Origin of the sequence: Alloiococcus otitis ATCC 51267 (genome assembly GCF_000315445.1) — a bacterium.
GTDB lineage: Bacteria > Bacillota > Bacilli > Lactobacillales > Carnobacteriaceae_A > Alloiococcus > Alloiococcus otitis.
The window spans coordinates 1-12,878 of record NZ_JH992962.1; the positions used below are offsets into that span (position 1 = coordinate 1).

A 12,878-nucleotide genomic window follows, 5' to 3' on the forward strand; every position below is an offset into this window, starting at 1 on the left:
CTTGAAGTGGAAGTGTAGCGATACATGGAGCGGACAAGTACTAATCGGTCGAGGACTTAACCACGCAAGTGAGTAAGTGAGATTTCGGTGGCGTTAGCGATTCAACTAGTCAGTTTTGAAGGAACAAGGCAAAATGTGTGGTGATGATGGCCAGAAGGACCCACCTGTTCCCATGCCGAACACAGTCGTTAAGCTTCTGAGCGCCGAGGATAATGCAGGGCTTCCCTGTGTGAAAGCCGGACGTTGCCACGCACAATAAGCAAATCGAAACCACCCAAACTGTTTGTCAAAGGACAATTGGTTTGGGTGGTTTTCTGCTTATATAATATTTAGTGCTGGTGGAACACCTCATCAGCACTTTTTAACTTTTGCAAGTGAAAAGTGCTTCTACAAGATATGACCTTTGTGAGAGATTCACCAGCGTCATTTTTTATTTGATGTTTTCGCCCTTTTTTCTTTTATGTATAAAAAACAAGTGAATTTCCCTTACGATATAGTCATCACAACATAAGAAAGGAGAAATTCACTTGCTAAATCTTATATAACCTGAAACTTGCAGCTATTGCAATCATCTATAAGCAACTTTTAAGGGAAAGCAAGGTAGAGACCAACTACTTTTATTTAGGATCTTCTGCCCCAATGAAACTCATACAGTATACAATACGAGCCAATAGTAACATTAAATGATGATAGACTTAACTTTTTTGACCGGGAAAATAGCTAAAATTACTATAAGCGCTTTAATTTGGATTTTTTGATCCTTGGCCATCTGAACTTCGGCACATGTTGCTTCATGGTTTCAAATATAAATCCCCATTGTTTTTCGGACAAATTTCCAACTGTAAGTTCCTTCTTCAGTTGAAGTCCCTTTTTTAAATGTCTAATTTGAGCTTTGGTAAATATACCCTCTAATGCTAAATCAATAGGTAACTTAGGTTTTTTCATTAGATAATCGGCTAAACCCCAAAAAATTAAGTAATCTTTATAAGCTACAATAGGTTTAGTTTTCCGAGTTATTTTGATTAATGCGGCATCAACTCTTGGTTTTGGCGAGAAATTATTTTTTGCAATTGTTTTAACATATTGAATATCGAACCACATTTTCCATGCAACTACATATGAATCTTTAACAAAATTTGATTTAAATCTTTTGGCTGCTCCTTTTTCTATAATAATTAATCCGCTTTGAAGAGGGCTAGAAGGTTTAAAGAGAAGCATTTTCATAATCGGTGTTGTAATAGCAAATGGAATGTTTGAGACTACGATATAGGGCTTTCTGGGTAAGGATATTTTTAAAATGTCTTGTTGAATTATTTTTGTATTTTGCAATTCAAGTTGCTGTAGTTCGCTTATATATTTTTTATCGTTTTCAACTGCGAGAACCCTTCCTGCCTGATTACTTAAAACTTTCGTAAGTGCCCCTTTACCAGCTCCCAATTCTAATACCAGGTCACTTTTTGAAATGTGAGCAAGGTTTACAATATCCTTTATCATTTTTTTATTATGCAACATGTGCTGTCCGCTAAAGTTAGGTGAATTCCCATTTCTGAATTTTTTGCTGTGATACTTATTTTTTCTTTTTCTCTTTGTCATTATCGAAACTTCCTTTCTTTATTTAACTAGACTTGGCTCCGATAGCAAAAAAAGCCACAGACATAGGCGTCTGTGACTTCTAGTAAACGAAATAAATTTTTTGCGTTAGGCAAAGAGAAATAATGCAGATTTCAAAAAATAAACAGCAAAATACCTTTATAATTTAAAAAAGCAGAATTCGTTACTCATAACATTATAAAAGAAAGTTTGACTTTCAACCATTCTTTTATCTATAAAATGTGTTATTGAAAATTGTTAAAAAATGAGCAGACTTATCCCGTTTACTCTGTAGGAATTAACAGAGCCTTCGAACATATTAAATTAGTTGTTCAAAGTACGGATAACAAAAATTCCACTCATAGTTTTCAACAATCCTCCTTAGGTTAATTGCAAATGATGCACTAGTAGAATAGCATAATAAATATCTAATTTCAATGAAAAAAGAGCTGATCAGCTTGCCATTAGTAAAAGAAAAAGCTAGTAAGTCCTACCCACTATAGGTAGGAAACTTACTAGCTATTTTTGTTTATGAGTTAAACTTAGTTTTGATTGTCATTGTCTTTGTTTTCTTTGTCAATTTGGTCATCAGCTTTTTCAAGTTGACGGCGGGCAAAATCGCGACCACCAAGACCAAAGGCTAGGGCAAAGGCAATTGCAATAGCACCAATTAAGAAGAAGAATGCAACGTTAACAATGTTTGTTGCAAAGTTCAATTGGTCTAAAATCATGAATGCAGCGAGACCATAAACAAGACCTTTAACGAGGCTGGTTGCCAAGTGACTTGAAGTAGCTTTACTGATAAGAGAAGATAGGAATTCTCCGAGTAGGAAAGCCACAAGAGCTAAGATACCAGCTACTAATACGCTTGGAATGTAGGCAATAATTGCAGCACCAACAGCGTTTAGGATGGTCAAGTTAAGGGATGAGATGGCTTCAACAACGAAGAGTAAGCCAACAACCACGGCAACAACTTGGCCAATTAATTTAGCAAGGTCAAGGTTAACATTGACTTTACTGTTTAGGGCTTCAGAGTATTTATTTAAACCAGTGCCTCTTAACAAGTCAGTTAAGATTTGGCTGACAAATCGAGCAGCTACGAAACCAACACCAAGTAGGATAGCTGCCACAATAATATTAGGAATAGCTGATAGGATAGTATTGAGTAGTAGGGCAATCGGCCGACCGATTGATTGAATGTTTAGCGTTTCAATAGCTACCAGTAAGATTGGAAGCAAGACGAGGATGTATACTAAGGTAGATAGGGTTTTGGTTAGGGATAAGCTTGAGTCTTCAGCTTGACTACTGTCGTCACTGCCACCGTTTAAGAATCGGTTCAAGTAAGAGTCAACATTGGTTGCAACCAAGAAGTTGTAAGTCAAGTTACGAACAAATTTAGCTGCAAACACGCCAAGGATGACAACAACAATAGCCCCGATAATATTAGGGAGGAAGTCCAAGGCTGTGTTAATCATGTTAGCGATGGGTTGGCCAATGGTTTCCAAGCCAAAGGTTGCAAAAATGCCAGGCAAGAAGAGTACCCATACAAGGTAGTAAACAACTTGGCCGAGTGCATTGACGGTTTGCTGGCCATCTGCCTTGGTACTGGCAAATTTCCAGTCTACCAATTTAGCATCCAACTTCACTGCTGTAAGACCTTTGGTGACTGCTTTCTTGAATAGAAAGGCAATCAACCAGGCAATGAGCAAGAGGATGATGCCGCCTAGCAAGGACCCGATGACTGAAAACAGCCCGGCCCCCAGGCTTTCAAATAACGATAAAATTCCATTCATTTTATCCACTCCTTATAATTTTTTTAACTACCGTTTTATTATAAAGATAATAAGAATACAAAACAAATGTATAAGGTCAAAGGAAAGGATTTTTACGAAATTTATACTCTTTTGTTACAGATCTAATCATAACCCAATGAAAAGAGGCCTGTTATAGGGATTTTTTATAAGTTTAACTTGTGAATAATGAAAAATAGTAATGAGAATCGTCGATAAATATAATTAATGTTATATTTATTTATCTAATAGCTGTGATTAATTATTTGCTAAAAAAGTTTATAAATGATGAGGACTAGCAAGTTGAAAATCAAATGTGACAGAAAAATGATGTCTGTTTTTATAAATATGTCATAATATATATTGACTTAACCATAATTATGACATATTATATAATTGTTTAATATGTTATATTGCAAAGGAGGAGCCAATGAAGCTAAGTGACCGGCAGAAAAAAATTATTAACTTGGTTAAAGAACATGAGCCGATTACGGGAGACCAAATTTCGGACAAGCTAGGCCTGTCTAAGCCGACTATTCGGCCTGATCTCTCACTTCTGTCCTCAGCTGAGATCTTGATTGCCAAACCCAAGGTCGGCTACTTGTACAACCAGCATTATGTCACTCCTTTTATCATCAGTGACATGGCCCAGCGTCCGGTAGAAGAAGTCATGAAGGTTCCCATCATTGTAGACAAGGAAACTCCTATTATAGAGGCCATCAACCGAGTCTTCCTAGAAGATGCAGGTTCTCTTTATGTGGCAGATAAGAGCCAGCTATTGGGGATTGTCTCCCGCAAGGACCTCCTGAAAGCAGCTATGATGGGCACAGATGCCCAGCAGTTGACTGTGAGTTTTGTCATGAGCCGGGCACCTAATTTGGTCACGGTTAACCACACTGATTCCTTGGCAGCTGCCTGTAAAAAATTGGTCCTCCATAAGGTTAATAGCCTGCCCGTTTTGGAGTATGACCAAGAGACTGGCCAGGAAAAAATTGTCGGCAAACTGTCCAAGACGGTTATAACCAATGTCTTTTACTCGATTTTAGAAGGTGAACAATAAGGAGGTAGCAAGGTGACCGAATTATCCATTTATGTCTTATCGGATTCAATCGGGGACACGGCCCAGCAAGTGGTCCGGTCCATTACCGCTCAATTTCCCCAAGTTAATTTCAAATTGCGGCGTTTTTCAAATGTCCTAACTAAGAAAGCTATTGACCAGATTTTTAAGTTGATGGACCCGGCTAAAAGTAACCTGGTCTTTTACACCTTTGTCGAAGAGAGCCTGGCCGACTATATGAAGGTTCAACTGAACCAGGTTGGCATTCGGGGGATTGATATCGTAAGCCCTGGCCTCCAGGCGATAGAGCTTTTAACAGGACAGGAGCCAGATAAGGAGGCTGGCCGGATCCGGAAAACGGATGATGAATATTTTGACCGGATCAAGGCCATTGAATTTGCTGTCCGCTATGACGATGGTCAGGGACCTCATGGTATTTTAAAGGCTGACTTGACTTTGATTGGGGTTTCTCGTACTTCCAAGACCCCCTTGTCCATGTACTTGGCCAACAAAGGTTATAAGGTAGCCAACATCCCCCTTTTCCCAGAGAATAAACCGCCCAAAGAGCTCTTCCAAGTTTCGCCTTCAAAGGTAGTGGGTTTGACCAATAGTGTCAACTACCTGAACCAGGTTCGGAAGGAGCGGTTGAAGTCTTATGGCATGTCCACCCAGTCCCGGTATGTTGACAAAAAGCGAATTTTAGAAGAACTCCAGTACGGGGAAGAAATCATGAAGCAAATCGGTTGTTTAAAGATAAATGTTGAAAGTAAGGCCATTGAAGAAACCGCTGCCGAGATCCTCCAGTACCTAGAAGGACTCCAGCAAAAAAGATAAAAAGCAAAGACAAGGGAGTTTAGTATGCAATTAGTTTACAACTTTAAAGAAGGTAACCGTAACATGAAAGCCCTTTTAGGTGGGAAGGGGGCTAACCTAGCTGAGATGACCAGCCTTGGCTTGAATGTCCCACCGGGCTTTACCCTAACTACTGAAGCTTGCCAGCGTTACAACCAGGACCCAGAATCTGGCTTGTGGAAGGAATTAAAGGACGGGGTTTTAGAAGAAGTTAAAAAGCTGGAAGCGGAAACAGGTAAAGGCTTTGGTGATGAGACCCATCCCCTCCTCTTTTCAGTCCGGTCCGGGGCGGCTGAATCCATGCCAGGTATGATGGATACAGTTTTAAACTTAGGCTTGAATGACCAATCAGTGGCAGGACTGGCTAAGTCGACTGAAAATGACCGCTTTGCCTATGACAGTTACCGCCGTTTTATCCAAATGTTTGCTGATGTTGTCAAGGGCGTCCCCCTAGCTCAATTTGAGTACCTCCTAGAAGAGCGCAAAGAAAGCAAGGGGGTAGAAGAAGATACAGACCTAGATGCCCAAGATATGGTCCAGCTTGTCCAAGCTTACAAGGTGTGCTACCAAGAAACGGTAGGGGAAAGCTTCCCACAAGACCCCATGGACCAATTGTTTGAGGCAGTGGAAGCCGTTTTTGCCTCTTGGAACAACGACAGGGCTGTTTTATACCGGGAAATCAATGAAATTACAGGCCTTTTAGGGACAGCTGTCAACGTTCAAACCATGGTATTTGGCAATATGGGGCCGGATTCGGGAACTGGGGTCATGTTTACCCGGAACCCAGCAAATGGTCAGAGAGAACTTTTCGGCGAATACTTGATCAATGCCCAAGGGGAGGATGTGGTAGCCGGTGTCCGGACTCCGAAAGCGATTGCCAGTTTAAATGACGACATGCCAGACCTCTATCAAGAATTAGAGACTGTGGCTCAAAAGTTGGAAAGTCATTATTTAGACATGCAAGATATTGAATTCACTATTGAAAATAGAAATTTATACCTGCTTCAAACCCGGACTGGTAAGCGGACCGCCCAGGCTGCTATCAAGATTGCCAATGACCTCTTCAAGGAAGGGCTTATCACGGCCGAAGACAGTGTTACCAAGCTAACCAGCCAGCAACTGGAGACCCTTATGCACCCCACCTTTGACCCGGAAGCCCTAGACCAAGCAGACCAAATTGGTCATGGCCTAGCTGCCTCACCAGGAGCAGCAGTTGGCCGGGTTTGCTTTTCAGTTGAGGCAGTTGAAAGCACTGTCCAGGCAGGGGATTCTGCTATTTTAGTCCGCCGGGAAACCTCGCCTGAAGATTTGGCAGGCATGGTTAAGGCTACTGGTGTTTTAACCTCTAGAGGAGGGATGACCTCCCACGCTGCAGTCGTTGCTCGGGGGATGGGCAAGTGTTGTGTGGCAGGTTGTTCAGATATAAAAGTGGACGGCGACCACGGGACCTTCACCTACCAGGGGGGGCAAGTCCAAGAAGGGGACTATATTTCCATCGATGGCTCCACTGGTTCAGTCTACCAAGGCCAAGTTGCCATGAGTGGTGCCTTGATGGATGACCAGTATGATGCCTTTATGGATCGAGTTAATGATGCTAAAAGAATGGCAGTCCGAACCAATGCAGATACACCAAAAGATGTCCAAGCCGCTTTAGACTTTGGGGCGGAAGGAATCGGTCTAGTCCGGACTGAGCATATGTTCTTTGGCCAAGGCCGAATTAGCGAGGTGCGGAAGATGATCCTAGCCAAGTCAAGGGAAGACCGGCAAGTTTATGTGGACCGCCTCTACCAATTCCAGAAAGAGGACTTTGTCGGCATCTACCAGGTAACCCAGTCCCTACCCGTTACTGTCCGTTTACTAGACCCACCTCTCCACGAATTTTTACCCCATGAAAACCAGGCTATCCAGGCAATTGCCCAGGACATGGATTTAACCCAGGAAGAAGTGGCCAAGCGGATCGAGGTCCTACAAGAAGTCAACCCCATGCTAGGTCACCGGGGAGTTCGGCTGGGGATTAGCTATCCTGAAGTCACTGCCATGCAAGTTTCTGCCATCATCGATGCGGCTATTGAAGTCAAACAAGACAAGGGCTATGATATTAAGCCCGAAATTATGGTGCCTTTGGTAGGCCAAATCCCAGAATTCAAACAGGTTAAGGACCAAATTGAAGTTCTGGTCCAAGGCCGGCTGGAAGAGGCCGAAATTGACCTGGACTATAGCATTGGAACCATGATTGAAATCCCACGGGCTTGCTTGATTGCTGACCAATTGGCCCAGGAAGCTGACTTCTTTAGCTTTGGGACCAATGACTTAACCCAGATGACTTTCGGTTATTCCCGGGATGATGCAGGAAGTTTTATCCCAACTTATATCGAAAATGACATTATGGAAGAAGATCCCTTTAAGACTATTGATCAAGAAGGTGTTGGGGCTATGGTTAAGCTTGCTGTCGACAAGGCTCGGTCCGTTAAGCCAGACATTAAGTTAGGTATCTGCGGGGAGCATGGGGGAGATGCCAAGTCCATCCATTTCTTTGATTCCTTAGGTTTAGATTATGTATCTTGTTCACCCTACCGTGTTCCAATTGCTCGTTTAGCAGCAGCCCAGGCCAGTCAAGAGTAAAAATTTTCATTAATATAAGTCCAAGTCCAGTCGGTTCAACCGGCTGGACTTTTTTACTTCTACATTTATCAGCTTTCAATTATCCCAAACAATGTTTGTTATTTGAGATAATTTGCTTGTTTTCTCAAACTACAGCTGTTATTTGAGAAATATGGTCTATTTTTCTCAAACAACAACTGTTATACGAGAATTTTCCAGTATTTTTCTCAAACATCAGTCGTTATATGAGAATTCTGAATTTCCTTCAGGCGAGCTTAAATTCAACACTAGAGTAGGCAGACTACTTAAATGTTCGTTAATTAACCAAAATGAATAAAATAAAAAGCATAACATTTGGCTTTTATGGTTGAAAAACGGATAATTAATGGTAGTATAAATGTATAATTCGTAATTAGGGGTGGAAAAACGTGTACCTACTTAATTTAAATGTTGTCTACTTAGAATCAGTTGTTAACCCAGAAGCCGAAAGAGTCAAGGAAGCCTTGAAACGACAGGGCGAAGACCAAGTGAAAGATATTAAAATAGGTCGGACCTACCAGGTTGAGCTCGAAGCAGACAGTGAAGAAGCAGCCCAAGCTTATGGGCATGCCTTAGCTGAAGGCTTATTAGTTAACAAAGCCATGGAAGACTACACACTTTCAATTGAGGAGGCTTAAGGGTGAAAGCAGCTGTTATTACTTATCCGGGAACAAGCGGAGGGCAAACTAGCCGGGACTTGCTTGAAAAATTAGGTTTTGAAGTGGATATGGTCAAATCAAGTGACCGCTTGGACCAAGACCTAGACTTATTACTTCTTGCTGACGGCAGTGCCTATGGCGGAGCCGTTAGACCTGGTGCTATTGCTAGTCTTGACCCTATCAGCCAAGACATTAAGGACTTTGCTGACCAAGGCAAGGTCGTCATCGGCCTCGGCAATGGTTTTCAAATTTTGACCGAGTTAAACTTATTGCCCGGTTATTTTATGAAAAACCCCAACTTGTCCTACATCAGCAAGATGGTAAAAGTAGAGACCAAGCCAGACTACCTAGTGACAGACCATAATCCAATCGACCTTTTTATCTCTAACAAGCAGGCTAGCTACCGGCTTAGTGATCAAGACTTGAGTCAACTTGAAGCAAATGACCAGGTTCTAATGACTTACCAGGATGACGAGACAAATTCAAGCCATGCCATAGCCGGTGTCACCAATAAGGAAAACAATGTCTTTGGTCTTATGCCGCTATTGGACCGCCACCAGGACAAAGACATCACTTCTGACTTGGGGCTTAGATTAACCCGAGACATCCTCAAAGAGAAAGGATTGGTCTAATGAAATTACAAGCTATGACTGCCCAAGAAGTAAAAGATTCCAAGACCTACTTGGAATGGGGCTTGTCTGAAGATGAATACCAAGAAATCACCAAGCAAATTGGCCGCCTTCCCAACTACACTGAAACAGGCATTTACTCTGGCATGTGGTCAGAACACTGCTCTTATAAAAGTTCAGCCTCCATCTTGCGGAACTTTTATACCCAGGGCGACCAAGTTGTCCAAGGCCCAGGCGAAGGGGCAGGAACACTTGATATTGGAGACGGACAAGGGGTCGTTTTTAAAATGGAAAGTCACAACTCCCCATCAGCCGTCGAACCCTATGAAGGGGCAGCAACGGGTGTAGGCGGGGTCGTCCGTGACGTCTTCTCCATTGGGGCCCAACCCATTGCCCTAGTCGATTCTCTCCGCTTTGGTCCTTTAACCGACAGCCATGAGCAAAAGCTGGTTTCCCAGGCCATCAAAGGGATAGCTGACTACGGGAACATTTTAGGTATTCCAAGTCTTGCTGGTGAGTTGAAATTTGATCCAGCCTACCGAAAAACTCCTTTAATCAACGCCATGTGTGTAGGCTTGGTAGATGTTGACAAAATGCACAAGGGGCTAGCCTCTGGGGTTGGCAACAAGCTCCTATACGTTGGGGCGACAACTGGTCGTGACGGCATCCACGGGGCTTCCTTCTCAAGTAAGGAAGTCACTGATGAAGGTCAAGGTTCAGCAGTCCAGGCAGGGGACCCCCACAAGGAAGAAGTTCTTATCGATGCCTATATGACCATGTTGGACCGTTATCAAGATGGCATCATTGGCATGCAAGATATGGGAGCAGCTGGTTTAGTTTCTTCTAGCTCCGAAATGGTCGAAAAAGCTGGCCTTGGCTTGTCTCTAGACATGGACCAGGTGCCTATGCGGGAAAAAGACATGACAGCCTACGAATTATTATTGTCCGAGTCCCAAGAGCGGATGCTCTTGTGTGTCAAACCAGACTATGTGGAAGACATTAGCCAAATTTTCTGGCAAGCTGGATTAGAAGCCAGTGTCATTGGTGAAGTGACTGAAGGTGACCGCTACCAAGTCTTCCAGCAGGGTGAAAAGGTTGTAGACTTACCGGTTAAAAGCCTGGCTTCAGGTGTGCCGGAATTAACTTATGAAGCTAAGCAACCAGAATGGATGGCTTCAGACCAGGATGACGACTACAAACCTGTAATTTCTTCAATTGAAGAAGCCAGCTTAAGCATTCTCGCTTCTGATGATTTCTCCAGCAAGCAATCCGTCTTTAACCAGTTTGACTCTCTGGCTAAGAACCAAACCCTCCGCCAACCTGGGTCAGATAGTGGACTTGTTCGAATTCCAAATACCGACAAGGCAGTTGCCCTAACTGCTGACGGCAACAGTCGCTATGTATACTTGAACCCGGAAGTCGGTGGGCAAATTGCAGTAAGTGAAGCGGCCCGCAATATTGTTGCCAGTGGGGCCAAACCCTTGGGCATGACAGACGGATTGAATTACGGGAATATCAATAATCTAGAAGTTTACTACAGCTTTGAACAATCTTGCTTGGGCATCAGCCAGGCATGTGAGGTCTTAGATACTCCCGTTGTATCAGGCAATGTATCTTTAAACAATGGACCATTTGACACCCCTATCTACCCTAGCCCAATTGTCGGTATGGTTGGTTTACTCAAAGACTACCGTAAAATCCTGGCCAATCAATTTACCAGTGCCGGCCAGGCTATCTACTTGCTTGGCGAGACTGGGGCCGATTTTGCCGGCAGTTTGATCCAAAAAATTCAAGAAGATCGAATCTTTGGCTCTCCACGCATCAATCTTTACCAAGAAAAACAAAACCAAGATTTTGTTTTGACCGCTAATGACCAGGGCTTGTTGGAGGTGAGCCACGACTTGTCAGAAGGGGGACTTTTTGTCCACTTGCTAAAAATGGCTTTTGGCACTGATTATGCCTTTGACCTAGATAGTGACTTGACCAAGGAAGACCTCTTTAGTGAGACCCAGTCCCGCTTTATTCTTGCAGTGGATGCAAGCAAGCAGGCTGACTTTGAAGCTCTTGTCCAAGAAGCGGACGTTAAGGTTCAAAAAATTGGCCAAACCAAAGAAGCTGACCAAATCAAAGTGAATTTAGCAGATGGAACACGGGAAGAATTGTCCAAGAAAGAACTAGAAATTATCTGGTCCCAAGCTTTTGACCAGAAATTTGACTAAGACAAGTTGACCTAAAAAGAAAGGAGCCCAGCTTTTGTTTGCTATTTGGAACCACCCCCAAGCAGGCCAGGTAAGCCAGTTTGCCTTGCTCAACCTGCAACACCGGGGCCAACAAGGGGCAGGTATTACAGTTTTTGACCAGGAAAAAGGGACCTGGTTGACCCACAAGGGACCTGGCTTGGTCAATGAGGTTTTCGAACACAAGGAAACCCTTGATCGCTTAGCTGGTAATTGTGCCCTGGGGTCTGTCCACTACTCTTCCCAAAAACAACTCCAAGACCAAACTGATATTAACCCTATCCGGTTTTCATTTTTAGATGAATCCTTTGCTATCGCTTTTTCAGGCCATATCGTCAACGCCAAAAGTTTGCGGCAGGAGATGGAAAACCAAGGAAGTATCTTTTACTCGAATTCGGACGGGGAGGTCTTTGCCCACCTGATCCGCCACAGCAAGGAAGAGTCCATGGTAGATAAAATCAAAGAAGCCTGCCAGGCTGTTAAGGGTGGCTATTCCGTTAGCTTGCTAACCGAAGAAGGGATTTATGCCTTTGTCGACCCAGCAGGCTTGCGCCCCCTTGTGGTGGGTCAGCTGAACCAGGCAAACCCATCCTACCTAGTGACAAGCGAGTCTTGTGCCTTGAAGGGCTTGGGAGCTGACCAGGTCTATGAATTAGGTCCTGGACAAGGAGTCTTTATCGATGACTCAGGCTACCAGGTCTTTAACCATGCTGACCACCCGGGCCCCAACAAGGTAGAAGCTATGGAGTATATCTACTTTGCCCGGCCGGACTCCACGATAGCTGGTGTCAATGTCTATCTGGCCCGTAAAAACATGGGTCGCTACCTGGCCAAGGAAGATGAAGGCACCCAGGGCGACTTGGTCATGGGGGTCCCTAATTCCTCTTTAATCGCTGCCAGTGGTTATGCTGGAGAAAAGGGGATTTCTTACGACCTAGGCTTGGTAAAAAACCAATACGTGGGTCGGACCTTTATCGAACCCAGCCAAGAGTTGCGAGAGCTGGGCGTCAAAAACAAACTGTCGGTGATCAGCCAGGCAGTTGAAGGTAAGGATATTATCTTAATCGATGACTCTATCGTTAGGGGGACAACCAGCAAGCGGATTGTCAAACTCCTCAAAGAGGCAGGGGCCAGCAAGGTTCACTTGCGGATCTCCTCACCCCCTATCCTCTTCCCTAATTATTACGGGATCGACATGTCAACGTCCAAGGAATTAATTGCTCAAAACCGGACTATCCAAGAAATGACTGATTATATCGGTTGTGATTCCCTAGCCTTCCTATCGATCTCGGCCCTTAAGCAATCTGTCCAGGACTATAACCCGGACATCGACTTGTCCCTTTCTATTTTTAACGGGGACTACCATGAAGGCTTGGGCGACCACCAAGACTATTTAAAAAACAACCTGTCAAGCAAATGGCCCA

8 protein-coding genes, 1 rRNA gene and 1 pseudogene are annotated in these 12,878 nt (G+C 43.6%); 8 read left to right on the plus strand and 2 right to left on the minus strand.

Annotated features, from left to right (window positions below):
• Positions 1-136: 136 nt before the first annotated feature.
• Positions 137-252, plus strand: a 5S ribosomal RNA gene (rrf, locus tag HMPREF9698_RS07680).
• 477 nt (positions 253-729) lie between these two features.
• Here rrf and erm read toward each other — a convergent pair.
• Together erm and HMPREF9698_RS07690 are read right to left on the minus strand one after the other, a co-directional pair.
• Positions 730-1,593, minus strand: a complete 864-nt coding sequence (gene erm / locus HMPREF9698_RS07685) for a 23S ribosomal RNA methyltransferase Erm (protein WP_003779026.1) — start codon at positions 1,591-1,593, stop codon at positions 730-732.
• A gap of 539 nt (positions 1,594-2,132) precedes the next feature.
• On the minus strand, positions 2,133-3,383 hold the full coding sequence (locus HMPREF9698_RS07690) for a mechanosensitive ion channel (protein WP_003779027.1): 1,251 nt from the start codon (positions 3,381-3,383) through the stop codon (positions 2,133-2,135).
• Positions 3,384-3,810: 427 nt separating this feature from the next.
• Here HMPREF9698_RS07690 and HMPREF9698_RS07695 point away from each other — a divergent pair, with 427 nt between their 5' ends.
• The 7 genes and pseudogenes from HMPREF9698_RS07695 to purF all read left to right on the plus strand — a co-directional run.
• Positions 3,811-4,440 (plus strand): helix-turn-helix transcriptional regulator, encoded by a 630-nt coding sequence (locus tag HMPREF9698_RS07695; protein WP_003779028.1) that lies wholly within the window; start codon positions 3,811-3,813, stop codon positions 4,438-4,440.
• Positions 4,441-4,452: 12 nt separating this feature from the next.
• Entirely contained in the window at positions 4,453-5,271 is an 819-nt protein-coding gene (locus tag HMPREF9698_RS07700; protein ID WP_003779029.1) for a pyruvate, water dikinase regulatory protein, read from the plus strand.
• 24 nt (positions 5,272-5,295) lie between these two features.
• Complete coding sequence (gene ppdK, locus HMPREF9698_RS07705) at positions 5,296-7,911, plus strand: pyruvate, phosphate dikinase (RefSeq protein WP_003779030.1); 2,616 nt, start codon at positions 5,296-5,298, stop codon at positions 7,909-7,911.
• Positions 7,912-8,318: 407 nt separating this feature from the next.
• Entirely contained in the window at positions 8,319-8,567 is a 249-nt protein-coding gene (gene purS / locus HMPREF9698_RS07710) for a phosphoribosylformylglycinamidine synthase subunit PurS (RefSeq protein ID WP_003779031.1), read from the plus strand.
• A 2-nt stretch (positions 8,568-8,569) separates the two neighbouring features.
• Entirely contained in the window at positions 8,570-9,220 is a 651-nt protein-coding gene (locus HMPREF9698_RS07715; protein ID WP_003779032.1) for a phosphoribosylformylglycinamidine synthase subunit PurQ, read from the plus strand.
• Complete coding sequence (gene purL, locus HMPREF9698_RS07720; protein ID WP_003779033.1) at positions 9,220-11,436, plus strand: phosphoribosylformylglycinamidine synthase subunit PurL; 2,217 nt, start codon at positions 9,220-9,222, stop codon at positions 11,434-11,436. Before HMPREF9698_RS07715 ends, purL begins: the two co-directional genes overlap by 1 nt.
• Positions 11,437-11,470: 34 nt before the next feature.
• Positions 11,471-12,871, plus strand: a pseudogene (gene purF, locus HMPREF9698_RS08890) (amidophosphoribosyltransferase); the annotation flags it as partial.
• Positions 12,872-12,878 lie beyond the last annotated feature (7 nt).

Bases quoted from the DNA above. Each gene is read 5' to 3' on its own strand.
- erm (WP_003779026.1), bottom strand. From the start codon at position 1,593: ATGACAAAGAGAAAAAGAAAAAATAAGTATCACAGCAAAAAATTCAGA.
- HMPREF9698_RS07690 (WP_003779027.1), bottom strand. From the start codon at position 3,383: ATGAATGGAATTTTATCGTTATTTGAAAGCCTGGGGGCCGGGCTGTTT.
- HMPREF9698_RS07695 (WP_003779028.1), top strand. From the start codon at position 3,811: ATGAAGCTAAGTGACCGGCAGAAAAAAATTATTAACTTGGTTAAAGAA.
- ppdK (WP_003779030.1), top strand. From the start codon at position 5,296: ATGCAATTAGTTTACAACTTTAAAGAAGGTAACCGTAACATGAAAGCC.
- purL (WP_003779033.1), top strand. From the start codon at position 9,220: ATGAAATTACAAGCTATGACTGCCCAAGAAGTAAAAGATTCCAAGACC.